The organism is Flavobacterium sp. M31R6, from assembly GCF_013284035.1.
GTDB lineage: Bacteria > Bacteroidota > Bacteroidia > Flavobacteriales > Flavobacteriaceae > Flavobacterium.
Map to the genome: position 1 here is coordinate 160,576 of NZ_CP054141.1, position 26,247 is coordinate 186,822.

Consider the following 26,247-nt stretch of genomic DNA (forward strand, 5'->3'; position numbering starts at 1 on the left):
CATATTACTCTTTTTATAGTTATTCTTTTGTTTCGTCAAAATTTTCTAGCTCTTTATTGACTTCATCTAATAGTTGTTGCTCCGTAGGCAAATACAATTCGTATTGACTCGCCACTATGGTTTTATTATTTTCGGGCAAAGTAAATTTCACAACACCATCATTTTTTGTGGCACATAGTAAAATTCCAATTGTTGGATTTTCGTGAGCCAGCTTTTCCATCCGATCATAATAGTTTACATACATCTGCAATTGCCCTATATCCTGATGCGTGAGTTTATCTGTTTTGATTTCGACGATTACAAAACATTGCAAAAGTCTATTGTATAAAACTAAGTCTGTAAAAAATTCATCACCCTCAATGTGAATCCTTTTTTGTCTTGCCACAAATGAAAAACCGTTACCCATTTCTAATAAAAACTCCTGTAAATGGGTTATTATGGCTTGCTCCAAATCTTTTTCGTAGTAAGAAGCTTCCCGTTTTAAGTCTAAAAACTCTAAAAACATGGGGTCTTTTATAATCTCTTTAGCATCCGAAGGCAGTTTTTCGTTTTTGGCCACGGCAAGCACACTTTCTTTATCGTTGCTTATCAAAAGGCGTTCCCAAAGATTACTGCAAATTTGGCGTTCGAGTTGTCTTGATGTCCAATTGTTCTTAACGCTTTCGGCACTATAAAAATCTCTTTTGTCTTGATTATCAATAGAAATAAGTAATTTATACTGCGTCCAACTCAATTGCGTCCGCAGTGCGGACGCAATTGGATAAGTACGATAAAACTGTCGATACCGTTCTAATTGTCTAACCGAAAAACCACTTCCATAATCTGGCTGTAATTGTTTGGATAGAAATTTAATCAAATATGCCCCGTAATCCGCTCTGTCTTTCCCTTGTTGTTCTTCCTCAAAAATACGTCGTCCAATATGCCAATACATGATCGTACGCTCATTATCAACAGCCCTAACGGCTTTGTCTTTCGCATTTGCTATTATTGCTTTTATGTCAGGAATTATAGATTGATTCTTTATCATTTAGAGTGAATTTATTTACAATAATACAGAAAAAATTTATAAAACATAAAATAATTGCTTCTCTTTAAACAAATTACAAATGAATACCCATCAACAAAAAACGCCAATCTTTCGACTGGCGTTTTGGGTTCACAAAAGGCTTATTTTAAATTTCTTCTTCTAAGTTTTCGAGTTGTTTTTCTAAAACTTTATCCGCTTTGATTCGCTTCACGGTTTCCTTACGGGTGATGAGTAGCGGGATGGCGACCCCTGCGGCCAAAGCCAAGATGATAAAACAAGCTGAAAGACCGTTCTTGACGGTTTCAAAAAAGAGTTTGGTATAGACATCCGGATCTTGTTCGGCAGTTAATTTCATTACTCCTACCATGGCTTTGTAGGCAAAAAATCCTGGTATCATAGGGATCAATGCCGGAAGCGCAAAAGTCATGGGTGGCGCTTTGCGATAGTGTGCCGCCAATACACTAGAAAAACCGATAAGGCTCGCACCGCATAAAGCCGCGAAAACCAACCCAACTTCGAGTGATATTAAATAAAATTTGAGCAATCCGCCCAAGGCTGCGATGATGTATATAACTCCTAAAGTACGGCGAGGCACATTGAACAAAACGGCAAAACCGATACCTGCACAACCCAACCATATTCCTTTTTCTAATAATGCAAAATCCATTTTAGTGTAAATTAAAAATTAATAATGAAACCATCAATCCCAAAGCAATGGCAAAGGCGATGACCAAAACATTTACGCCTCTGGTGGTTCCGTTTAATATATTTCCGTCAATCAGGTCCGAGAAGGAATTGATCATAGGTACGCCGGGAATTAAAAACAACACCGAAGTGGATAAGGCATGTATAAATTCTCCTTCGGGATTTAGAAACGAATAGAGCCCTACCAAGAAAGAAGAGGTTAAGGCCGCAAAGAAAATGCATACATAAAAATTGAATTTGAGTTTCATGGTTTCCTGTCTCACAAAAAGCCCCAAGAAACTTCCGGAAAAGCAAAGTATCATTTCGATTAATCCACCACCGAACAATCTACAAAAGGAAGCTCCTGCCAAGGCCACCAAAAACAAAACTGCAAACCTTGGATATAATGGTTTTCGGTCTAGCAATTTCATTTCTTTATTGATGCGCTCCACGGACCATTTTTCTTCCACAATTTTCCAACTCATCGTACTGATATCCGAAATGAGATTAAAATTGAGGTGCATATTCGGCACCCATTTTACACTGGTAAACGTTTTGATATTGTCTTTATAGGTTAAAGTAATCATCAAAGCATGATTGGTAATCATTAAATCCGAATCGCAGCAAAAAGCACCTGCTATTCTGCTAATGGTGACTTTGACACGTTCGGTATTGGCTCCTGAAACCATGAGTAAGGAACCTATTTCCAGGAGCATTTCTCCCAGTTCATATTTGTTTGGTTTTGCAACTAATTCCATATAAATGCGGTTGTTAATTTTACTCTCAAATTTAAGGATTTAACCCCTTAAAAAGACTGATTTATAACCCTAAAACCTTAATTTATTTGGAGAATAAATAACAAGTGATTTCTATCGATTTCGCTTATGGTTAAGGGCAAAAAAAGTATCAAAAATGGAGTTGGTTTGATGTTTTTGGAGCTACTATTTGGTTTTTTGGAGGCTTTTTTACGAGTTATAAAACACAAAAAACGTCAGACTGACGACTGATGTTTACCAAAAGCGTATTTTTTTGGGTGTTATTTTATCTAATTATTGCTTTTTTTAGGGTTAAAAGAGGATATTTTAATCTTTTGGATAAATAAAATCTTCTTATGAAAAGGGATGCCCTAGCCCTGATGGAAGCGAAAAGCCTTTTGAAATAAAATGCCCTTTTTCTTGAATAAAAAGAGCGACCAGCGGAAGTTCCTTTTTATTCTTAGAAAAAGGGCGTTTTATGAAAAAGCTTGCAGCGTACAGCAGGATCAAGCTCCTTATTAAACTATGGATTACTTATTGTTGACAATGTTGTAAATCCCATATTATAGAGTGTGAAAGCTTGGATGTCGCAGATTTCCTGAATGGTTGCTGCGAGTGATTTTCCGGCGCCGTGGCCTGCGTTGATATCGATTCGGATTAAAACGGGATTGGTTCCTGTTTGTTTTTCCTGCAACTCGGCAGCAAATTTAAAGCTGTGTGCTGGAACTACCCTGTCGTCGTGATCGCCCGTGGTGACCAGAGTGGCGGGATATTGAACTCCTGGTTTCACATTTTGAACTGGGGAATACGATTTTAGGTACTCAAACATTTCCTTGCTGTCTGCCGAGGTTCCATAATCGAAAGCCCAACCGGCTCCAGAGGTAAAGGTATGGTAGCGCAACATGTCCATCACGCCCACGGCCGGCAAAGCGACTTTCATCAAATCGGGACGCTGTGTCATGGTAGCGCCTACCAATAATCCGCCATTGGATCCGCCACGGATGGCAAGATAATTAGGAGAGGTATAGTTTTGTGCAATCAGGTATTCGGCTGCAGCTATGAAATCATCAAAGACGTTTTGTTTTTGTGTTTTGGTTCCTGCATCGTGCCATTTTTTGCCATATTCTCCACCTCCACGCAGGTTGGCGACTGCATAGATACCGCCATTTTCCATCCAAACGGCATTCGAAATACCAAAGCTTGGCGTCAGGCTAATGTTGAACCCGCCGTATCCATAAAGAATGGTTGGGTTGTTTCCATCGAGTTTCAGTCCTTTTTTGTGGGTGATTATCATTGGGACTTTGGTTCCGTCTTTGGAAGTATAAAACACTTGGGTAGAAACATAATCCTCGCTTTTGAAATCTACTTTCGGCTGATCATACACTGTAGATTTTCCGGCTTTTGGCTCAAAAGAATAAATAGTTCCCGGTGTAATATAATTGGTAAAAGAATAATAAAGTATTTTCTCTTCTTTCTTGCTTCCAAATCCAGTGGCTGTTCCTAATCCCGGTAATTCAATTTCGCGCACTAATTTACCCGAGTAATCGTATTGCTTCACAATCGATACGGCATCTTTCATATAATTGGCGAAGAAATAACCAGCTCCTGTTGTTGGTGTCAACACATTTTCGGTTTCAGGGATAACATCTTTCCAGTTCTCTGGTTTTGGATTGCTAATATCAACACTCACAATGCGTTTGTTGGGTGCGTTTAAGTCGGTTTCTATAAATAATTTTCCGCCTTCGTTTTCTATGATGTTGTTGTCACTGTTAAAATTATCCACAATCGTTATAATAGGACTGTTGGGTTTGGTCAAATCCTGAATATACAATTCGTTTCCGTAAGTGGAATTGGCAGCCGTAATCACTAAATAATGGTTGTCCTCGGTTACACTTCCGCCTACATAACGACGTTTTTGGTCTGCGCCAAAAATGACTTGATCGTCTTTTTGTGCCGTTCCTAATTTATGGTAATACAATTTATGTTGGTCGGTTTTGGCTGATAGTTCGCTTCCCTCTGGCTTGTCATAACTGGAATAGTAGAATCCTTCGTTTCCTTTCCAAGATACTCCGCTAAATTTAATATCAACCAAGGTGTCTTCCAATTTCTTGAAGTTGTTGACATCCATCAAGATTACTTTTCGCCAGTCACTTCCACCTTCGGAAATGGAATAGGCTACTTTCGAACCGTCTTTAGAGAAATCAACTCCTCCTAATGAAGTTGTTCCTAGTTTTGAAAATGTATTTGGATCAAGGAAAACTTCTTCCTTGCCTTTGGAATCTTTACGATACAAAACAGCTTGATTTTGTAATCCGTTGTTTTTGTAATAATAAATAAAATTTCCTTCCTTGAATGGAGCGCTTATTTTTTCGTAATTCCACAATTTTTCGAGCCTCGCTTTTAATGCGTCCCTAAAAGGAATTTGCGATAGATAATCGTAGGTCACTTTGTTCTGTTCTTTCACCCAAGCACCTGTTTCCGCCGATTTGTCGTCTTCGAGCCAACGGTAGGGATCGCTTACTTTGGCATCGAAATAAACATCAACCGTTTCCCCTTTTGCAGTTTTGGGATAAGTTATTGGAGTTGGTTTTTGGTTTTGCCCCAAAGAAGCCAATGAAGAAGATACAGCCATCAGAAATAGGATTTTTTTCATAAATTATTAGGTTAAGTACCTAACAAAAATAGGGAAAGTTTTTTCAGAACAAGACATAAAAAAAACCCAAACAATGTTTGGGTTTGATATGTGGAGAATATCGGATTCGAACCGACCACCTCTTGCCTGCCAGGCAAGCGCTCTAGCCAAATGAGCTAATCCCCCAACGATGCCGCAAATATAACATATAATTATAGGAATATGCAAATTTCAAAAAGACTATTCTTTAAATCCAAAAAAAATAACATTTTGCTTCGGTTACTTTTTTAACTTTACATCAAAATACACCTTATGCTTACACCTGATAAAAACGGAACACTCTTAACAACCATAGAAAACAAAATCGCTACGGTGCAGTTTGGTCATCCCGCTAGTAACTCTTTCCCCAGAGTATTGTTGGATCGATTGACCAATGAACTTACTTTTTTGAGTGATAATCCCGAAATTTCAGTAATTATTTTAAAAAGCGAAGGTGCCGGGGCTTTTTGTGCGGGCGCTTCCTTTGATGAATTGCTGGCAGTAAGTACTCTTGATGAAGGTACTCGTTTTTTTTCTGGATTTGCCAATTTGATTAATTCCATGCGCTCTTGCAAAAAAATAATTATAGGACGCATTCAAGGAAAAGCTGTAGGCGGCGGTGTTGGCATTATTGCAGCTTGTGACTATGTAATTGCAACCCAAGAAAGTGCTGTCAAATTATCAGAATTGGCAATTGGAATTGGCCCATTTGTGATAGAACCTGCCGTAAGCAGAAAAATTGGAAAAACAGCAATGTCCGAAATGACTTTGGCCGCACACGAATGGAAAGCCGCATCCTGGGCTCACCAAAAAGGATTATATGCCAAAGTAATGGAAACTCAGGAAGAACTGGACCTTGAAATAACCGCTTTCTCTAAAAAATTATCCCATTACAATCCAGAAGCACTTGCCGAAATGAAAAAAGTCTTTTGGGAAGGAACTGCACATTGGGATAAACTTTTAAAGGAAAGAGCAGCCATTTCCGGTAGACTAGTCTTATCCGATTTTACAAAAAACGCTTTAATTAAATAACAATGACTGCTTTCATTTTACTCCTTCAAAAGGTAAACATTAACGAAAAAATTAAAAATGCTCCCAATGATGGCTATCAAATTGGTGTTCTTATTGGTTCCTATCTGCCTTTTGTTATATTGGTTTTATTAGCCTATTGGACTTACACTCGAGCCAAAAACAGAAAAGAGTAACCCCTTTGAAAAACAATTTCTCTTTGAAAAAAATAATTCTTTTTGGCGTTATCCTCTGTCTCTTTATTTCCTGCCAACAACAGGAGAAGCCTACAATCTCTTTTTATTATTGGAAGACCATTTTTAGGCTTTCGCCAAAAGAAAAAAACACCTTGACTACAAACGAGGTTAAGAGACTTTACATTCGGTATTTTGATATTGACTTAAGTCCACAAACTCAAAAACCATTTCCAAGGACTCCTATTCGTTTTGAGAATACAACTTCTGGTTATGAAATCATTCCCGTTGTGTATATCAAAAATAAGGTGATGCTCGACAAGAAATTAAATGTGTTGGATTTGGCTCAAAAAACAAATAGTTTCATTCAGCAAATCAACTTAAAAAACAATATTACCATTCAGGAAATCCAAATCGATTGTGATTGGACTCTTGAAAGCAAAGACAATTACTTGCGATTTATAGATGCTTTTAAGAAGATTTCCAATAAAAAACTATCGGCAACCATTCGACTCCATCAGATAAAATATTTCAAGAAAACAAAAATCCCAAATGTAGACCGCGGCGTCCTTATGTACTACAATATGGGTAAAATAGCCACCGATTCTTTAAATTCGATATACGATTTAAGCATTGCCAATCGTTATTTATCAAGTTTAAAAAACTATCCTTTACCTATAGATATTGCATTGCCTATTTATTCATGGGGAATTCACATAAGAGACGGTAAAATAATTGGTTTAAGAAACAAAATTAATGTCAAAAATCTAAAAAATAACAGTAGTTTTGTTCTTACAAAAAAGAATTGGTTTGTAGTTGCACATTCCGATTTTAAAGACGGTGTTTTTTACAAAAAAAATGACCAAATAAAAATAGAAACAATATCAGAAAATGATTTGCTTGAAATGGCAAATAACCTTGAAGAAAATACAGTTCAAAATCCAAAAGAAATTATCTTTTATGATCTTGACGAATTCAATTTAAAAAATTATGAAGAAGGACTTTTTGAAAAAATTATTGATTGCTTTTAGCGCCCTTACTCTTTTAGTTTACGGTACTATTTATGCCTGTGCAGATGGAGATTGGGGTTGGTCATTTGACTCCAACTTCACGCCAGAAACCTTTGTGGACAAGTCCTACTCGCCTCTTTTCTTATCTACTGATATTTTTTATGGAATTGGTTTTGACACTGAACATCGCACACGATTTAACTCCGAGAATATAAAAGACTGGTCGACGTATCTAGAAGGTAAAATAAACGAGAAAGACTTAACTTTTTTCCTGACTGACTCAAGCAGTACAGATGTAGCCGATTTGAACATTTATTATAAGAAAGGAAAAACAAATAAATGGACTGAAAAATGGAGTAAAAAATTTGAAATAAACGATAGTAAAATAAAGAACTTTCTATTGTTTTTGAATGATGCCCAAATTGTTGAAACCTATTCTACGCAACAATTCGATTCTTGGAATTATGACGAAACAACAAAACCTCAGCTTTTAACTGATACTAATTGGATCAAATCAATAGAAAAAAAATACGGTGACACTAAAGATCCTTTCCTAAAAAACAGGTATTGGTTTCTGGCCATAAAAGCTAGTTTTTACAGTGACAAACAAGTAAACGGAGTTACTTTCTTTAACCAAACAGAAAAATTAGCGCCCAAAAACACTCTATATTACAGAGCATTGGCCTATATCGCAGGAATTGAATACAAGCAAAAACATTATGCCAAATCCAATTTTCTTTACAGTCAGGTTTTTGACAAATGCCCTTCTATGAGAGTGGTTTCGGCCTATTGCTTTCATCCACAAGAACAAAAAGACTGGAAACAATCTTTGTCAATGGCTAAAACCGATGATGAAAAAGCAGCACTTTGGGCCATACAAGGCTATTACAATGACGATGAGAAAGCCATAGCCGAAATCTATAAACTGCAGCCAAAAAACCAACACCTTGATTTTTTATTGACCCGATTAATCAATAATCAGGAAAATAAAATAGATCAATCATTCAAAGACAAAACTGTTCTTGAAAACAAAAAAAGAACCAAGGACAGCATCAACAAATCGACTATCAATCTGGTTACCAAAATTGCAGAATCGGATAAAACATCCAAACCTTATTTATGGAATGTGGCTGCTGGTTATCTGGAAACACTAAACGGAAATTTCAAACAAGCTGATAAAGATTTTGACAAAGCCGAAAACAAAATGCCCAAAACCCCTTTGGCCATTAATCAAGTACGATTGTTACGTTTTGTAAACAACCTCAGCAAAATCGACCAACTGAATCCAGAAAACGAAAAAACCATCTTGGCTGATTTATCTTGGTTGTATTTTGAATTGCCTGAAGACTCTGTTGAAAATTTCCGTTATGAAAATGCTTCCGCATGGAGCAAAAACTATTTGGCAGCATTATACCGCTCTCAAAAAAATACCGTAATGACCGAAATTTTCAATCACGATTCCGGTTTTTATGACAATGAGAAACAACTTCTCGAGATGAAGGCTTTTTTATCCAAAACAAACAAAACCGAAATCGAAAAAATTGGCGCTTCTTTTTACGAAATTAAACTGGCTGATATTAACTATTTTCAAGGAGTTAAAGCCACTTTTGCAAACAAAATCCCCGAAGCCATTGCGTTTATGAAACAATCGGATAAGCTCCAAAACACCGTTTTTTATGGAAATCCATTTCTGGGCAACATCAAAGACTGCCACGATTGTGACCATCAGGCCCCTCAAAAAAAGAAGTACAGTATGCTTGATTTCCTAACCATTATCCAAAAAATGCAGGACAATGTGACCAAACAAGTCGATGTGTACAATAATAGTCTTTTACTTGGAAATGCGTTTTACAACATCACGCATTTTGGCAACGGCCGACTGTTTTATGAAGGTAATATTGCCGGATACGGTTCTACTCCCGACTTTTTCAGAGATCCAATTCGAGACATGATTACCAATAGTTCTTTGGCGAAAGCCTATTATGAAAGAGCATTTTTAGCTGCTAAAAACAATGAACAAAAAGCCAAAACTCAATACATGATGGCCAAATGTGAACGAAACGATTATTACAACAAAAAATACTATTCGCTTAATTTATCCACTTGGGATATCCAAGACGACCAAACCAATTTTATAGCTTGGCAGGGCTTCAAAAACATAAAAGCCAATTACTCAAAAACCAAATACTATAAAGAAATCATCAACGAATGCGGCTATTTCAAAACCTACGCCCAAAAATAGACGAGATTTCACGCAAGGATTTTACTTAATCTGTCTCTCGCAAAGGCGCTAAGACGCAAAGAAAATGGGTTTAAACTTTGCGCCTTTGCGTCTCTGCGAGAAAAATAATCTCAAACTTAAGAGAGTTATATTCAAGAAAAATCAAGAATGCGCCATTGCCATGCAAACAATGCTAATCTTGGCCCCTGGAATTTTCAGTAATGCTTTTGAACAGGCTTCGAGAGTGGCGCCTGTAGTCAGCACATCATCAATCAGCAGATAATGTTTATTAGCATCTTCTTCCGTGAACGCAACATCAAAAACCGCTTCAATACCTTCCGTTCTTCCCAAAAGGTTTTTCTTTGATTGTGTTTTAGAATACACTTTCCGCTTTAGAATGGTGTCGTTCAACGGAATTTTAAAATTCTCGGACAAGGCCAGTCCAAAATTCGTAACCTGATTATACCCTCGTTCTTTCAAACGTTTTTTATGCAATGGAACGGGAATAATAACATCAACATCCTTGACAACTGAACAGTCTTTTAAATCGGATGCATACCATTCGCCCAAAAAACTTCCTATTTCTTCATGGCCTTTGTATTTCAAATTATGAATCAGCTCCTGAACCATTCCTTTCTTATGAAAATACAATAATGCCGAAACATGTTCAACCGGTATTCGACCATAAAACTTTTTGAATGCTTCATTTACGGGGTTCAAATGATGGTTCGTCAGAGGTAATTCATGTCGGCAAACCGTACAAATTATATATTCATTAGTACCTATAAATGATTTACAGCCAGCGCAAACCTTTGGAAAAAATAAATTAATCAAGGAATTAAGCATAAAAAAATTGATTTATCCATAAAAATAAGAAAACCTCCTATTCAAACTTCATTTTTTTTCTTTTTTTAATTTCCCTTTTTATATTTTTGCATCACTATGGCAAAACAAGAAGATTTATTTAAGAATGTAGTTTCGCACGCAAAAGAATACGGATTTATTTTTCCGTCAAGCGAAATATACGATGGTTTAAGTGCAGTCTATGATTATGCACAAAACGGAGTAGAATTAAAAAAGAACATACGCGAATATTGGTGGAAATCGATGGTTCAAATGAACGAGAACATCGTAGGATTGGACGCGGCAATATTGATGCACCCAACAACTTGGAAAGCATCTGGTCACGTTGATGCCTTCAACGATCCATTAATAGATAACAAAGATTCCAAAAGAAGATACAGAGCCGATGTTTTGATTGAAGATTATGCTGAAAAGTTAAATCTAAAAGCTAAAAAAGAAATCGAAAAAGCGAAAGCGCGTTTTGGAGAGGCTTTTAATGAACAAGAATTCATCACAACCAATGCTAGAGTCGTAGAATATCTATCCAAAGAAAGAGAAATTCTGGAAAGAATGGGACGTTCTTTAGGAGCTGGTGACTTGGAAGATGTAAAAGCATTAATCGAAGAACTGGAAATTGCAGATCCTGAAACAGGTTCTAGAAATTGGACTGAAGTGCGTCAATTCAACTTGATGTTTGGCACCAAACTAGGAGCTTCTGCAGATACGGCAATGGATTTATATTTACGTCCTGAAACGGCACAAGGTATTTTTGTAAATTTCTTGAACGTACAAAAATCAGGAAGAATGAAAGTTCCTTTTGGAATTGCCCAAACAGGAAAGGCATTCAGAAACGAAATTGTTGCTAGGCAGTTCATCTTCCGTATGCGTGAGTTTGAACAAATGGAAATGCAATTTTTTGTGCGTCCAGGTGAAGAAATGCAATGGTACGAACATTGGAAAACCACTCGTTTAAACTGGCATTTATCTCTAGGATTAGGAAGAGAAAACTATCGTTTTCACGATCACGAAAAATTGGCTCACTACGCTAATGCAGCTGCCGATATCGAATTCAATTTTCCTTTTGGATTCAAAGAATTAGAAGGAATTCACTCGAGAACTGATTTTGACTTAAAAGCACACGAACAGTTTTCAGGCAGAAAATTACAGTATTTTGACGCTGAATTGAACCAAAACTATGTTCCTTATGTAGTAGAAACTTCTGTTGGTTTGGACAGAATGTTCTTGGCTGTTTTCGCTACTTCCCTAAAAGAAGAAACGCTAGAAGACGGGTCAACCAGAACAGTATTAAAATTACCAGCAGTTCTAGCGCCAACAAAAGCTGCCGTTTTACCTTTGGTTAAAAAAGACGGCTTACCTGAAATTTCCAAAAAAATCATTGATGATTTAAAATGGGATTTCAATGTGGCCTATGATGAAAAAGATGCAGTAGGAAGACGTTACAGAAGACAAGATGCGCTGGGAACTCCATTCTGTATTACAGTGGATCACCAGACAATTGAAGACCAAACGGTAACCATTCGTCATAGAGATACGATGAAACAAGATCGTGTAGCTATTGCCGACTTAAAATCAATCATCGAAAATGAAGTTTCGATGAAAAACTGGTTAATGAAAATGTAATCATTTCATTATAATATATAAAAAGTGCTTCTCAATTGAGAAGCATTTTTTTTGCTTATAAATCATTGAAAAACACTTATCATTAAGCGTATACATTTAATTAACAACTGGATACAATTTAGTTTTTAAACAATTTTTAGCCAAATTGTATTGAAAAAAGATAAATTTGACTACTTTTATTTCGATTTATAACACAATTATCTATTTTTTTACTTCAGTCATTCTATTCTTTTTGGAGCATTATTTAAAATAAGAAAGTTATAAATTTAAAAAAGACAAAAATAAAGCATTAAAATTAAGTTTTAAAAAATGAATTACACCTACATTATTATAGATGACGACCCAGAAAGCGTTTTGAAAACAAAGGCAATTGCCAGCGAATTTTCGGAATTAAATTTTCTTGCTTCCACTGATAATTATGCTGATGGCGTAAATCTAATTTTAGAGCATATGCCCAAGCTCATCTTCTTAGAAATAGATCCAATCGATAAAAACAGTAATCTCTCCTTACAACTAATCAATGGATTAATGATGTATTTAAAAGAATTACCCAAAATTGTCATTACCACAAAGAAAAAAGATTTTGCTTTCGACTGTATCAAATATGAAGTCATCGATTATTTATTGAAACCCTTATTAGTTATCGATTTTGTAAAACTGATTCATAAATTAAATAAAATAAATACAGAAGACGAAGTTGTTCTTGTTCAAAATCCAAATGCCCGAGAAAAACGAAATCTAGAAAATGTAGAATCAAAAAACAACAAAAAATCATTTATCCTATGCGTCAAATCCTATGGCGACCATAGATATATTGATTCTGATGAGATATGTTATTTTCAAGCCGACAATAATTCTACCGATATTCATTTAAAAAACGGCGAAATGATAACGGCTTTCAAGACACTGAAACATTTTGAAACCGTCTTGACCAATCCTTTTATACGAATCCACAATAGTTATATTGTAAATCGGAATTTTATCTCCAGAATTCATACCGGAAACTCTTTGTGCTACATCAAGAAAACCACAATAAAGCTTCCATTCTCGAAATCTTACAAAACCAATATTGACTTTATAATTAGTGAATTTGCCAATGAAAATTATATCGAAACCTAAGAAATAGTCGTTTGCCCTGAATTGCTATCCATTCACTATCAAACGAATACCATTGACCATAAACGCCTTTTTTTGAATTGATTATTGCGGCTTCCTGTTTAGTTTTACAAAAGAATTCCAACACAAACGGAATTAAAAACGTAAAAAATAACAACAACATAAAAGCCCAAAAATCATGAAAAAAGCTATCTTAACTATCGGATTATTTACATTAGTATTGGCAACAACTTCATTTGCTTCTCCAAAAATTTCAACTTCTTCAATTGCTGATAATGCAGTAATTACATCAATTGATGGGAATGGAGGACAAGATTCAGGAAGAACTAGAAAATTAGATTATATCGGTAATTCTTCTAACTCTGCGATGAAACAATTATCCGATATTGATGGAAATGGAGGGCAAGATTCTGGAGGAGGAAAAAAAATAGACTAAAAAAGATTTTAAATAATAAGAAAGGCTGTCATTTATTTGGCAGCCTTTTTTTTATATGAAAAGTTTTAGTATTTTTGATTCAACTCAAATGCTCCAATTGAATAAAATTAACTACATACTAATCCTTTTTTTGGTTATTTTTTTTGGTTGCAACAAGAAAAAAGTTGCTATAGAAAACTCTAATCCTAAAAAAGACAGCCTTCCTATTTATCTTACTCTGGCTAATGACGACCATTTGCCTTTTACTTATAAAAAAAAATACAATCAAAAGGCATTTGATATTATTATGAATCAAAAAGATGATTCCATTAATAAAATTAATCTCTTTAAGGTTGCCAATCGCTATTACAATATGAACGATTGGAATGGTTACCGTGAAACTTCCAAGCTTATTTTGGAACGTTCTCAAAAAAGTCATGACTCTGCAAATATAGCCAAGGCTTATACATATCTAGGGGATTATTATAGTGCACAAGCCATATCTGACAGTGCCTATTTGAATTACTTTAAGGCAGAAAAGTTATACCTTAATCTTAACAATAATTACAATCTAGCTAAAACAATTTTTAGTAAAGCAAATTTACAATTCAACGAAAGTGACTATTTTAACAGTGAAATAGCGGTTTTCAAAGCGTTGAAAACTCTTAAAGGAGAAAATGCGAATGATTTACTTTATGAATCCTATAATCTTTTGGGTATTTTATATAATGAAAGAGAAGAATTTGACAGAGCTTTAGAATACCATAATAAAGCCTTGGCTATTATTGATAACCAATCTTTTCCATCAGTTTTGCAATCCAAAGCATCTTCATTAAATAATATGGGGTATGTCTATTTGAATTTGAAAAATTACAAGCAAGCCAAAAGCTACTTCGAAAAAGGCTTAGAAGAAGAAAATTTATTTGTGGATAAGCCCAAATTATATGCCATGTTATTGGATAATTTAGCCTATGCTAAATTCAAACTTAAAGAATCAGAAGGACTCCCATATCAATTTTATAGAGCACTAAAAATTAGAGATAGTTTACATATTACCTCTGGAATTATTATCAACAAAACCCATTTGTCTGAGTATTTTGCTTCCAAAAATGATACTTTCAAAGCTGTGCAATATGCAAAACAAGCACTTGCTCTTTCCCGCAGCACCAATCGATTGAGAAGCATACTTGAAGCGCTTAAGCAAATAGAAGCTGTAGATCCAAAAAATGCTTCTAAATATTCTAAAGAATACATCCTTATCAATGATCGCCTACAAAAAGCAGAACGCAAAATGGGGGAGAAATTCTCGAGAATAGAATATGAAACCGATGAAATCAAAGTGGAGAACACGAATCTAGAAGGCCAAAATAAGAAACTTTTGTTAATCTTTGGTTCTTTTATAATCTTGGCAATATTATTGTATACTATTAAATTACAAAAAGTTAAGCAACGTGAACTGCTATTCAAACAGCAACAACAACAAGCCAATGCCGAAATCTATAATCTATTGATTAATCAACAAAACGCTATTGAAATCAATAGTATTAAAGAGAAAAAAAGAGTAGCCAGAGAATTACACGATGGTGTTCTAGGCAGAATGTTTGGTGTTCGAATCAATCTAGATAGTTTAAACAAAATCAAAGACGATTCCGGAATCGAAAGAAGACTGAACTACCTGACTGAACTCAAGAACATTGAACAAGATATTCGTGAAATTTCACACAACCTGAACAGAGAAAAATCAGAATTAATTAATAACTTCGTTGCTATAGTAGCTAATTTATTTGAAGAACAGAAAAAAACATACAGTACAAAGTTTCTTGCCCATATTGACCCTGCTATTAAATGGGATTTTATTGACAATACAGTAAAAATTAATATATACCGTATTCTTCAGGAATCCCTTCAAAATTGTAATAAATATGCTAATGCCACAAAGATAAAGGTGGAATTCAAAAAACAAAATGACAATTTAATATTAAAAATCAGCGATGATGGTGTTGGGTTTAATATCAATCGTGCAAAAAAAGGTATAGGTCTCCAAAATATAAAAACAAGGACCATAGAATGTGAAGGAACGCTCGAAATAAAATCAAAAAAAGAAGAAGGAACTACCATAATAATAGTAATCCCAATTAAAAAAACACAAAAACCTACAACATAATGACAGTTGATTCAAAAGTGGAAAAATTAATTAAAAAGAACATTTTAATAGTAGATGATCATCCCTTTATAATTGACGGATATAAAAACGCCATTACTCGTTACAAACCCGACATTTATGAATACTCCTTTACCCAAGGTAAGGACTGCGAGACAGGTTATAATATTATCACAAATCCTGAAACTGCTCCTTTTGATGTCGCTTTTTTAGATATCAGTATGCCTGCCTTTGAAGAAAAAGGAATTGTTTCCGGTGAGGATTTAGCAAAATTAATTTTAGAATTGATGCCCAATTGCAAAATTATTTTGCTCACGATGTACACTGAATTACTCAAAATAAAAAACATAATTGAGACTATAAATCCTGCTGGACTGGTTATAAAAAATGACTTAACCTTTGATGAATTACTTTTTGGCTTTGACATTATATTGAAAGATGAAATATATTACAGTCATTCTGTGATTAAAATGGCGGATCAAATAAACAATGATTTTGAAGGTATCGATCAGTTTGACAAATTAATTTTATTCCATATTTCAAAAGGAACAAAAACCAAAGATATTCCACAATACATTCCTATTTCACTGCACGCCATAGAAAATAGAAAAGTAAATCTAAAAGAATTATTTAAAATTGAAGATGGAAGTGATATTGATTTGATTCGGGAAGCAAAAGTTAGGGGAATTATCTTTTAACTTTTTCAATAAAAAACAGAAAAGCGACACCAAATAGTGTCGCTTTTCTGTTTTTTATGTCTTATCTATTACTCGCTTATTGCATCCCAACCTCTTGCCTTCAAAGGAATTTTGGTATTAGCACGAGTTACCAAATGAATTCCTTCACTTTCTTGAGTCATGTGCCCGATAATGCTGAAATTTGGATTCCCTTTTATTTTATCAAAATCTCCCATAGCAATGGTAAAGAGCAATTCGTAATCCTCACCACCGTTTATAGCAACTGTTGTACTATCGATATTAAATTCTTCGCAAACGTTGATGAACTGAGGATCTAATGGCAATTTATCTTCATATAGATTACAGCCAACACCTGATTGCTTGCACAAATGCATAATCTCCGAAGACAATCCATCGGAAATATCAATCATAGAAGTTGGTTTAATTTCCAAAGCATGCAATAAAGTGCGTACATCTTTTCGGGCTTCCGGCTTCAATTGGCGCTCGATCAAATAAGTATAGGCATCCAAATCAGGTTGCGAATTAGGGTTGACCTGAAAAACTTGTTTCTCTCTTTCCAATACCTGCAATCCCATATAAGCCGCTCCAATATCTCCTGTAACTACCAATAAATCGGTTTGTTTGGCGCCGTTTCTATACACAATTTCATCTTCATCAGCCTCGCCAAGAGCGGTAATGCTAATGATTAATCCTTTTTGGGAAGAAGTCGTATCGCCACCTATTACATCTACTTTGTACTCTTGGGCTGCGTGGGCAATTCCCTCGTACAATTCTTCCAATGCTTCTAACGGGAAACGATTGGACACCGCTATCGAAACCGTGATTTGTGTTGGTCTGGCGTTCATTGCACAAATGTCGGAAACATTGACCACGACAGATTTGTATCCTAAATGCTTTAAAGGCATATAGGCTAAATCGAAATGCACACCTTCGATCAATAAATCGGTAGAAACAACTACTTTTTTCTCTTTGAAATCCAACACAGCTGCGTCATCACCAATTCCTTTTAGCGTGGAAGGCTGAGTGATTTCGAAGTTTTTTGTCAAATGGTCTATCAAGCCAAATTCTCCTAGTTGGGCTATACTCGTTCGTTGCGGGGTTTTATCTTCAATCATTTTGTCTATTTATTGCTATTTTGGTTTTACCAAGGTTGCAAAGGTACGAAGTTGATGATTTAATAACTATAAACGGGAGTTCGATTATTTTTTTGGAGCAGAAAGATTTGGCTTTTTGGGAAAGATCGTCCCGCTTTCCGTTACAATCTCCCGAAAAAAAACGGGAGGATTTTCACTGCAATCGGGGCTAAAGGAAAGCATTTTGTCTTTTTGGCATCATCTAAGAAAGAAAATTTCAATTTATTTTGATCTGGATTGCACAATTGCACACAGATTATAAGGATCAAACGAATTGGTGCAGATTAATATTTGGCAATCCTAACAGGTCTTCGAGACCTGTTAGATATTGAAACAGTTGTCTTACTAATTAACAAATCATACCTAAACGTTAAAAAAACTGTTAGAACAACTAAACATCTTGTGCTACAGAAATGCTGCGCGAAGGATGGAAGCAAGTTACCGAAGTAACGCGGACAGCCTGACCACATAAAGGGAAGGAGCCAAATAACCGAGTTGGCGAGTTGGCTCCTTCCCTTTATGTGGTCAGGCCCAAATGAGCTTAAGTAAACTAACGAAGTACACAATTATCGCTTCATACTAAAATGGGATTTGAAAACTTGGGGTATCCCATTTTGGGTGTAAAAAACCTGGAACCAATAATCGGTGGAGGGAAGTGGATGACCGTTGTAATTGCCATCCCAACCGGAACCTGAAGGTCTCAGTTCTTTTAGGAATTTACCATAGCGATCGAAGATATTTATAACAGCATCAGGCTGAAAAGCGAGATCGGGTATATTCCAAGTGTCATTAAAACCATCATTGTTTGGGGTAAAAAATTTAGGATATTTGAGCACATTGGCAATTAAGACCCGGTTGTCACAATTCCCTTTAGTATCTTTTACGGTGATGATGTGTTGTCCAGAACTTACATTGGAAAAAACATTGCTGGTTTGAAAATTGCCGTCATCCATTTGGTATTCATAGATTCCAAAACCATTGGTCAGGGTCACGACTATGTCTATATTGTCTTCGAAAGCATCGGTCACAGTTATGGTTGCAATTGCTGGGCTGGATTTTTCGACGGTAACCGTAGCTGGATTGTAACCGCAATCATCGCCAATATTGGGTGTTTTTTTGGATATGACAACAGTATAAATTCCTTCTTGAACAGCTGTGTAATTAGCCCCTGTGCTTAATTTATTTCCATCCAAAAACCAATCGAGGGTATAATTGTTTGAATTAAGCCCGGAACTCAATTGTGCCGAATTGATTAGTGTTCCTGTTTGGTAATCGACACAGATTATACCGCTTTTTAAGGGTAAATCTTTCAAAGGATAAATGGTAATATTAAAATCATCTTGGGAAGCACAGTTGGAATTAGCTGGAGCCGGAGCATAGATGTACATTGTTTGACTAGTGTTTATTTGTTGCCCTGCCAAATAGAGCGTTCCGGTAGCATTAGGTCCGCTATAATAATCCCCTTTTGACAAGGGCGGCAATGTGTAGCTTTGGCAAATGGCAACATCAGGAGTGCTCACCAATATGGGTGCTGTTGAAATGGTAACAGAAAAACTCTTTTCGCTGGAACAAGTCAATCGATTCCCAACTATAGCGTAAACATAAATGGTCTGTGAGATTGTCAAGACTGTTCCTGCAGGAATAACGGAGCCTTTCCCTTTGGGTTGTGAATAATAATTCCCCAACTTTAATGGTGGCAATGTGTAGCTCTCACAAACACTTACGTCGTTGAAGTCGCCAACATCTATTCCATTGGCACTGACCTTAAAAAAAGATTCGTTGCTGCATTTTGTAAAATCAGCCCATTCATTGTATATAAAAATAGTTTGAGTGGTTGTTATGACGGTTCCTTCGGCAAGTTGATTTCCCAATCCATGAGGTCCTCCTGTAGCGGTATAATACACGCCATTTTTCAGTTTAGGCAATTTGAAATCGGTACAGGTGACCACATCCGTAAAACTATCGACCGGAGGGAGTGGCCTGATTTGGACAATAAAACTATGCTCATTAGTACAATCTGTTCCAACTGAATAAATATAAATCGTCTGTGTTTCAGTAATGACATCACCCGCTTTTAATGAAAGTCCGCCACCATTGGTTTCGGTAAAATAATTCCCATTAACCAAGGGCGGCAATGCATAACTTTGACATTCCAACCTATTGCTTGGCGTGTCGACCAATGGTAATGGTTTTATGGTAATTTGATATTTTAAGTTATCGGTGCAATTGGGAGAAGTTGTAGTGGCAACATAATAATAAACCGTTTGTGAGTTGGTAATGACCGTTCCCGCCGGAATACTTTTGCCCTGACCACTCGGACTGTCATAATAACCGCCTATGGCAACTAGCGGCAACGTATAGCTTCCGCATTCGGAAATGGGAATAAAAGCCGAAGAATTAACAATATCAACTTTGAACGAATTCTCATTGGTACATTTTCCATCATTTACATAAATAAAAAGCGTTTGGCTCGAAGTTATTCTATCCCCAGCAGTCAAAGGAGTTCCCAAACCTCCGGACAAAGTGTAATAATTTCCATTTGCCAAAGGAGGCAGCGTATAAAAATCACAAGTCACCACATTACTGGGCTTATCAACCAAAGGCAAGGGATGAACAACAAAAGGGATTGCTTCGTCACGGCAAACTACACCATTAATTACGGCATAATAATAAATGGTGTTGTCTGTTGTATAGGTAGTCCCAACTGAAATAGTATTGCCTCTTCCTCCAGCCTCCGTAAAAAATCCACCCACAACTACACCGGGCACTATGTATTTACCGCAGGCTTCCTTAGGAAAATCAATTTCGTAAACAAAGGTTAGCTTAAAGGAATTCTCATTGGTACATTTGTTTGTTGGTGTTGGACCACTGTAAATATAGTAGATACCTGTTTTGGTGATAATGTCTCCTGCATTCAGTTTAATTCCTGTTCCATTTGATCCCGTATAATAATCACCATACGTAATTGGAGGCAATGTGTAGCTGTTACATGCAATCACATCAGCAATGTCATCTACTGTGGGAAGCGAATAAACTATTATATTAAAGTTGACGGTTTTGTAACAACCAGAACTTGTACTATTTTCTATTCGCACCCAGATGGTCTGCGGTGATTGGGAAAGAGAAGTAACGAAAGTAGCTGGGGTTGCTATACTGTTCGTAGCAGTGTTTGCTTCAGCTTGGCTAGTATAATAGCTAATTTTGTAATCCGAAGGATTTAATCCGTTCAGAATAGGGGCTTCTTGTACTGTTAAATCAACGGGTACTCTTCCAAAATTGGTATCACAAAAACTCAAGTCTGGAGGTTTCACGACATTGATTGGCGCAGTTACCAATAAATCAAACGGAAGCAAATTATTGCAAAACGTGTTCCTGTTGTAAACATGTACCGCCTTTATATATATCGTTTGGTTACCGGCACTTGTAAAAGAAGCCAATTGATTGTCGGGTATGGTAGGTCCATTTGCATTGGCGGCAGCCAAAGAATCAAAATATTCAAGATTATATTCCGCCGGATTGAGCCCCAAAGTAATTAGATTGTTCTGCGTTAAGTCATATTGATAAGTAGGGTTTCCGGTATAGCAGGCGATTAGATTTTTGGGAGGTTTAATGACCAAATCAGTAATAATCACCTCGTCTTTTATCACACAACCAGAAAGTGTTGCCGTTACGCCATAAGTCCCTGCTTTATTGAGTGCCAAAGAAGAACCTCTTTCTCCTTGAATCTCAGCTCCATTGAAAGTCCAAACGTAATCATAATTCCCCACAAGCCCCGATTGGAGAACGATTCTTTCGCCTTCGCAAATAGCTCTGTCGGGACCTAAATTCAAGGTGGTCATAAAACTTCCCCCTTTTATGAAAACTGCCGAATCATAATTGCTGTCATTATAATCGCCAATTGCCAACTTTATACTGTAAGTCCTATTTGGAACCACTGTTGACGACGCCGTCAAAACTTTGGTTTCACCCCTCATATTTATGGCCGACTCTCCTGGATTGATTACATTATAATGGTCAAATAAATTGGCATTGGCAGATAAACAGGAAGAATTAAATTGCCCATCTCGAATATTTTTGACAGAAACAGGTGTAGTTGTTCCTGGAACTACAGCCAGATTTTTTGAGATTCCAGTGGTTAAATCAGTTAGTATAAATGCAAAAACATCGCTAAAACCACATTGAAATTCGCCATATTCATTGGAAGCAAAAAGGAAATCAAAGCTAAAATTACTCGACAAAGGAGTAAAATCAAATTGAATATAACTCACATCTGTAATGGGGATCATTTGCCCATTACTATCGCTTATAGCTTGCAAATCGGCATCGCTTGCTGTGTTTAATTGACTGCTTTCATTAGTTCCGGTATAAATTCCTTCGGTATATTTTGCCATTCCATTCCGAATAATAATTCCGCTAGAAATCGGGAAATTGGGATCGGTATTAGTGAATTTGCCAATGCCTTGGTGGGACGAAAATTTAAAGTTGCTTTCATTGGCGCAGGCATTTTGCATTAATTCTTCCCGAACCAGTTCAGGTATACCCAAAGATGTAGTATCGACTATGATCCCCTGTGACAAAGATAGAGTCGAATAAAATAATAAAAGTAGAAATAGAGGCGTTCTCATAATTCTGATTTTATTAATTTGGGGTGCTTAAAGATACAAATGATTTTATTTTTAATGTAATGAATTTCAGTATTTTAGACTGTTAAAATCATTTACAATTAATTATTGCACAAGAACGATTATCCATACAAATTTTAGTAAATTGCATATTCACCTTATTACTATTACTTAAAAATCAAAAAATGAGTTCATTTGATATTGTCACCCTTACTGTAAATCCTGCTTTGGACAAAAGCACCCATTTTAAAGGCTTGGTTGCCGAACAAAAAATACGTTGTTCCGAACCAAGGTTTGATGCCGGAGGTGGCGGAATCAATGTTTCCAAAGCTATTTCACGTTTGGGAGGATCTTCCTTAGCAGTATTTACTTCTGGTGGACCGTTGGGCAAAATGCTGGAAGAATTGGTTGCCAAAGAATCAATTGCCTTTCAAGCCATCCCCATTCAAACTTGGACTAGAGAAAGTTTTGTAGCGGTAGATGAGAATACCAATTCGCAATATCGCTTTGGGTTTACGGGAGGTGAAATAACGAATGAAGAGGAACAAGCCGTACTTAACGCCATAGCCAACTTAAAGCCAAAATTCTTGGTAGCCAGTGGTAGTCTAAACGAAGGTTTGTCGCCTGATTTTTATCAAAAAGTAGCTGAAATTGCCAAAAAATCAAATTCAAAATTAATAGTCGACACCTCAGGAGAAGCCTTGAAAAAAGTATTGGAAACGGGTGCATACCTCATCAAACCAAATGTGGGAGAACTGGCTAAACTAGTTGGTGTTGAACGACTGGAAATGGAAGAAGTCAATGAAGCTGCTAAACAAATCATTGCCAAAGGAGGCGCCGAAATTGTAGTAGTGTCACTTGGTCCGCAAGGAGCAGTTCTAGTAACCAAAGATAGCTATGAGTTTGTTCCGGCTCCCAATGTTGCCAAGAGAAGTACCGTTGGTGCCGGCGACAGTATGGTTGGCGGAATGGTTTGGGCGCTTTCGCAAAATAAAAGCTTGAAAGAAGTCATTCGTTTGGGAGTAGCCTGTGGTTCTGCTGCCACAATGAACGAAGGAACCCAATTGTTTAAATGTGCAGATGCACAACGATTATTCAATTGGTTGAAGGATAAATAAGCCCCTAACCCCTGAAGGAGAACGAAAAACAAAAAAACCTGACAATTTTATCATCGTCAGGTTTTCTCTTTATTTTCATAAAAGCTAAATTTATTTTTGCAGAAAAAATAAGTTATTAATTTCGTTTTTTCCAAATCTCCGGATTTCTTGAAGTATGAAAAACGGCAAAAACAGTTATGGTTTTTAACTCCTCATCAATTGTATAATGAATTAGAAAAGGAAATTTTGAAATCTTACGACATCTGACCTCGTTATATTTTACAGCAAAAGAATATGGATTCTCTCTTAAAGAATTGATTTGTTTTTTCGTTTGGGTTTTATAACGAAACCTAATCCTTTCAATTGCATCTCATACCATTCAGAAGCTTCTTGAATGTCATTGAAAGCATCAATATGTATTTTTACGGAGTAAATCAAAAATTATAGATTTTTAGAAACTTCATCCCAATCTAAAAGTCTTTCTGGATTTGCTTTTGCTTTTGTCATTCGATTTAAAACAATTCGTTGATGCTTAACAGGAATCTCAGTATCTTCATTCCAAATGGCTTCATTAACTTTCAATCTGTCTTTAGGCGATAGTTGCTTCACTGCTTCAATCAATTGATTAACGCTCAAATCGATATTTAATTTTATAGTTTCCATAAAAACAAAATTAGAGAAAAAACAATTGTCACTAACAAAAAAACCTGACAATTTTTACATCATCAGGTTTTCTCTTTATTCTTTGTTCTTTCTTCTATTCTCTAAAAAAAAGATTAATCATTCAATTTCAATACCGCCATAAACGCTTCTTGCGGAATCTCCACATTACCTACTTGGCGCATACGTTTTTTACCTTTTTTCTGTTTTTCAAGCAATTTACGTTTACGGGAAATATCCCCACCGTAACATTTTGCGGTAACGTCTTTACGTAAGGCTTTAATCGTTTCACGGGCAATTATTTTAGCACCAATCGCAGCTTGAATCGGAATATCAAATTGTTGTCTCGGAATCAACTCACGTAATTTCTCGGTCATTTTCTTTCCGATGTTATACGCATTGTCTTCGTGAATCAACGCAGAAAGTGCATCAACCGTTTGACCATTCAATAAAACGTCCAAACGGACTAATTTTGAAGTTCTCATTCCAATTGGAGAATAATCAAATGAAGCATATCCTTTAGAAACCGTTTTCAATCTGTCGTAAAAATCAAATACAATCTCTGCCAAAGGCATATCGAAATTTAACTCCACACGCTCTGTTGTCAAATACGTTTGATTGGTAATTTGACCCCGTTTTTCAATACACAAACTCATTACGTTTCCAACAAAATCAGATTTGGTAATGATAGTCGCTTTAATATAAGGTTCTTCCACTCGGTCCAAACGAGAAGGTTCTGGTAAATCTGATGGATTGTTAACTACAAAAGCATCTTCTGGATGTTTTTTGGTGTAAGCCAAATACGAAACGTTCGGTACTGTAGTGATTACAGTCATGTCAAACTCACGTTCCAATCGCTCTTGAATAATCTCCATATGCAACATTCCCAAGAATCCACAACGGAAACCAAACCCTAAAGCTGCAGAACTTTCAGGAACAAATACTAGAGAAGCATCATTCAATTGCAGTTTCTCCATAGAAGAACGCAAATCCTCATAATCTTCAGTATCTACAGGATAAATCCCAGCAAACACCATTGGTTTCACATCTTCAAAACCAGTAATCATATTGGTAGTAGGCGTTTTGGCATCCGTAATAGTGTCACCCACTTTTACTTCTTTGGCTTCTTTAATTCCAGAAATCAAATACCCAACATCTCCTGTTGAAATCACATTTTTAGGAACCTGATTCAATTTCAATGTCCCAACTTCATCGGCAAAATACTCGTTTCCGGTAGCCATGAATTTTATTTTTTGGCCTTTTTTAATTTCTCCATTTTTTACACGGAAAATTACCTCAATCCCACGAAATGGATTGTAATGAGAATCAAATATCAAAGCCTGAAGAGGCTCATCTTTCACTCCTTTTGGAGCTGGAATTTTTTCAATAATCGCAGCCAATATATTTTCTACACCAAAACCAGTTTTACCCGATGCATGAATAATATCTTCCAACTTGCATCCAAGCAAATCAATAATATCATCGCTTACTTCCTCAGGATTAGCACTTGGTAAATCCACTTTGTTCAAAACCGGAATAATTTCCAAGTCATTCTCTAGTGCCAAATACAAGTTAGAAATCGTTTGTGCCTGGATACTTTGCGCAGCATCCACAATCAGCAACGCACCTTCACAAGCCGCAATAGAACGCGAAACTTCATAGGAGAAATCCACGTGCCCCGGAGTATCGATAAGGTTCAAGATATATTCTTCGCCTTTATACGTATATTCCATCTGTATCGCGTGACTCTTGATCGTAATACCACGTTCACGTTCCAAGTCCATATTATCAAGCAATTGCGCCTTTTCTTCACGAGCCGTTACCGTTTGGGTTGCCCCCAATAATCGGTCCGCCAATGTACTTTTTCCGTGATCAATATGTGCAATAATGCAAAAATTCCTAATATGTTTCATGTGTAACTTTTATTTACTTTTTGGAAACATGCAATGCTCCGCAAGTCATCTTCTACTAATATCAAATTTATTTGGGCGTGACGGCAGAAAAAGCCGTCGGGCTATTCGCTGCAAATGAAATTCACTGAACTCCTATTAAAATAAAAGTTTAGTGAAGTAATCTTTTCCTTTTTAAAGAAAAAAGGGAAAGGATTTCCGCTGCTATCCCTCACGCAAACGCCGTAAAGCGACAATTAATCTGCAAATATACTCTAAATTCAACAGTTTCAAAGTTTCAAAATAGGAAACTCAAGCATTTACCCAAAGTCTTTTCAAATTGTAATACATATACTCCTTAATTAGTTAGCAAATTATTCAAAATCATCTTCTTAGTTATCT

Annotated in this window: 21 protein-coding genes and 1 tRNA gene; 10 read left to right on the forward strand and 12 right to left on the reverse strand. The window is 36.2% G+C overall.

Going from position 1 to position 26,247, the window contains the following annotated elements; translation table 11 throughout:
- Positions 1 to 19 precede the first annotated feature (19 nt).
- The 5 genes from HQN62_RS00715 to HQN62_RS00735 form a co-directional block, all read right to left on the reverse strand.
- The gene (locus HQN62_RS00715) at positions 20 to 1,027 is read right to left on the reverse strand and encodes a PDDEXK nuclease domain-containing protein (RefSeq protein ID WP_173502942.1); all 1,008 of its coding nucleotides are present in this window, start codon (positions 1,025 to 1,027) and stop codon (positions 20 to 22) included.
- A 145-nt stretch (positions 1,028 to 1,172) separates the two neighbouring features.
- Positions 1,173 to 1,694 (reverse strand): threonine/serine exporter family protein, encoded by a 522-nt coding sequence (locus HQN62_RS00720; protein ID WP_116796881.1) that lies wholly within the window; start codon positions 1,692 to 1,694, stop codon positions 1,173 to 1,175.
- A gap of 1 nt (position 1,695) precedes the next feature.
- Positions 1,696 to 2,469 (reverse strand): threonine/serine exporter family protein, encoded by a 774-nt coding sequence (locus tag HQN62_RS00725; RefSeq protein ID WP_111408129.1) that lies wholly within the window; start codon positions 2,467 to 2,469, stop codon positions 1,696 to 1,698.
- 520 nt (positions 2,470 to 2,989) lie between these two features.
- Positions 2,990 to 5,098: a prolyl oligopeptidase family serine peptidase gene (locus HQN62_RS00730; RefSeq protein ID WP_254454513.1), complete on the reverse strand. Its 2,109-nt coding sequence runs from the start codon at positions 5,096 to 5,098 to the stop codon at positions 2,990 to 2,992.
- A gap of 112 nt (positions 5,099 to 5,210) precedes the next feature.
- Positions 5,211 to 5,284 (reverse strand) — tRNA-Ala (locus HQN62_RS00735).
- A gap of 126 nt (positions 5,285 to 5,410) precedes the next feature.
- Between HQN62_RS00735 and HQN62_RS00740 the strand changes: the two genes are divergently transcribed.
- The 4 genes from HQN62_RS00740 to HQN62_RS00755 are packed head-to-tail and all read left to right on the forward strand — an operon-like array spanning position 5,411 to position 9,591.
- Positions 5,411 to 6,169: an enoyl-CoA hydratase/isomerase family protein gene (locus tag HQN62_RS00740; protein WP_173502944.1), complete on the forward strand. Its 759-nt coding sequence runs from the start codon at positions 5,411 to 5,413 to the stop codon at positions 6,167 to 6,169.
- A 2-nt stretch (positions 6,170 to 6,171) separates the two neighbouring features.
- Entirely contained in the window at positions 6,172 to 6,342 is a 171-nt protein-coding gene (locus HQN62_RS00745) for a hypothetical protein (RefSeq protein WP_165818112.1), read from the forward strand.
- Between the two features lie 23 nt (positions 6,343 to 6,365).
- On the forward strand, positions 6,366 to 7,370 hold the full coding sequence (locus tag HQN62_RS00750) for a hypothetical protein (protein WP_173502945.1): 1,005 nt from the start codon (positions 6,366 to 6,368) through the stop codon (positions 7,368 to 7,370).
- Positions 7,330 to 9,591 (forward strand): hypothetical protein, encoded by a 2,262-nt coding sequence (locus tag HQN62_RS00755; RefSeq protein WP_173502946.1) that lies wholly within the window; start codon positions 7,330 to 7,332, stop codon positions 9,589 to 9,591. Before HQN62_RS00750 ends, HQN62_RS00755 begins: the two co-directional genes overlap by 41 nt.
- A gap of 141 nt (positions 9,592 to 9,732) precedes the next feature.
- Here the strand turns inward: HQN62_RS00755 and HQN62_RS00760 are convergent, their stop codons facing one another.
- Entirely contained in the window at positions 9,733 to 10,416 is a 684-nt protein-coding gene (locus HQN62_RS00760; protein ID WP_173502947.1) for a ComF family protein, read from the reverse strand.
- Between the two features lie 96 nt (positions 10,417 to 10,512).
- On the opposite strand from HQN62_RS00760, the gene HQN62_RS00765 reads away from it, so the two are divergent.
- The 5 genes from HQN62_RS00765 (at position 10,513) to HQN62_RS00785 (ending at position 16,444) form a co-directional block, all read left to right on the forward strand.
- Entirely contained in the window at positions 10,513 to 12,054 is a 1,542-nt protein-coding gene (locus HQN62_RS00765; RefSeq protein WP_116796854.1) for a glycine--tRNA ligase, read from the forward strand.
- Between the two features lie 309 nt (positions 12,055 to 12,363).
- The gene (locus tag HQN62_RS00770; RefSeq protein WP_173502948.1) at positions 12,364 to 13,173 is read left to right on the forward strand and encodes a LytR/AlgR family response regulator transcription factor; all 810 of its coding nucleotides are present in this window, start codon (positions 12,364 to 12,366) and stop codon (positions 13,171 to 13,173) included.
- Between the two features lie 175 nt (positions 13,174 to 13,348).
- Positions 13,349 to 13,606 (forward strand): hypothetical protein, encoded by a 258-nt coding sequence (locus HQN62_RS00775; protein ID WP_116796851.1) that lies wholly within the window; start codon positions 13,349 to 13,351, stop codon positions 13,604 to 13,606.
- Between the two features lie 97 nt (positions 13,607 to 13,703).
- Positions 13,704 to 15,749 (forward strand): tetratricopeptide repeat-containing sensor histidine kinase, encoded by a 2,046-nt coding sequence (locus tag HQN62_RS00780; RefSeq protein WP_371811626.1) that lies wholly within the window; start codon positions 13,704 to 13,706, stop codon positions 15,747 to 15,749.
- A complete protein-coding gene (locus HQN62_RS00785; RefSeq protein WP_116796850.1) occupies positions 15,749 to 16,444 on the forward strand; it encodes a response regulator in 696 nt (231 codons plus the stop codon). Before HQN62_RS00780 ends, HQN62_RS00785 begins: the two co-directional genes overlap by 1 nt.
- A 68-nt stretch (positions 16,445 to 16,512) precedes the next feature.
- On the opposite strand, the gene thiL is transcribed toward HQN62_RS00785, so the two are convergent.
- Together thiL and HQN62_RS00795 are read right to left on the reverse strand one after the other, a co-directional pair.
- Positions 16,513 to 17,559 (reverse strand): thiamine-phosphate kinase, encoded by a 1,047-nt coding sequence (gene thiL / locus HQN62_RS00790; RefSeq protein WP_173502949.1) that lies wholly within the window; start codon positions 17,557 to 17,559, stop codon positions 16,513 to 16,515.
- Positions 17,560 to 18,143: 584 nt separating this feature from the next.
- Positions 18,144 to 22,202 (reverse strand): T9SS type B sorting domain-containing protein, encoded by a 4,059-nt coding sequence (locus HQN62_RS00795; protein WP_173502950.1) that lies wholly within the window; start codon positions 22,200 to 22,202, stop codon positions 18,144 to 18,146.
- A 182-nt stretch (positions 22,203 to 22,384) separates the two neighbouring features.
- On the opposite strand from HQN62_RS00795, the gene HQN62_RS00800 reads away from it, so the two are divergent.
- Complete coding sequence (locus HQN62_RS00800; protein ID WP_173502951.1) at positions 22,385 to 23,317, forward strand: 1-phosphofructokinase family hexose kinase; 933 nt, start codon at positions 22,385 to 22,387, stop codon at positions 23,315 to 23,317.
- 115 nt (positions 23,318 to 23,432) lie between these two features.
- Here the strand turns inward: HQN62_RS00800 and HQN62_RS19075 are convergent, their stop codons facing one another.
- The 4 genes from HQN62_RS19075 to lepA all read right to left on the reverse strand — a co-directional run bounded on the left by HQN62_RS19075 (position 23,433) and on the right by lepA (position 25,869).
- On the reverse strand, positions 23,433 to 23,660 hold the full coding sequence (locus HQN62_RS19075; RefSeq protein WP_173505491.1) for a type II toxin-antitoxin system RelE/ParE family toxin: 228 nt from the start codon (positions 23,658 to 23,660) through the stop codon (positions 23,433 to 23,435).
- Positions 23,603 to 23,734: a hypothetical protein gene (locus HQN62_RS18995; protein ID WP_256412590.1), complete on the reverse strand. Its 132-nt coding sequence runs from the start codon at positions 23,732 to 23,734 to the stop codon at positions 23,603 to 23,605. Before HQN62_RS18995 ends, HQN62_RS19075 begins: the two co-directional genes overlap by 58 nt.
- A 3-nt stretch (positions 23,735 to 23,737) precedes the next feature.
- Complete coding sequence (locus HQN62_RS00810; RefSeq protein WP_173502952.1) at positions 23,738 to 23,959, reverse strand: addiction module protein; 222 nt, start codon at positions 23,957 to 23,959, stop codon at positions 23,738 to 23,740.
- Between the two features lie 113 nt (positions 23,960 to 24,072).
- Positions 24,073 to 25,869, reverse strand: coding sequence for a translation elongation factor 4 (gene lepA / locus HQN62_RS00815; RefSeq protein WP_100432924.1), 1,797 nt, complete (start codon positions 25,867 to 25,869; stop codon positions 24,073 to 24,075).
- Positions 25,870 to 26,247: the final 378 nt, after the last annotated feature.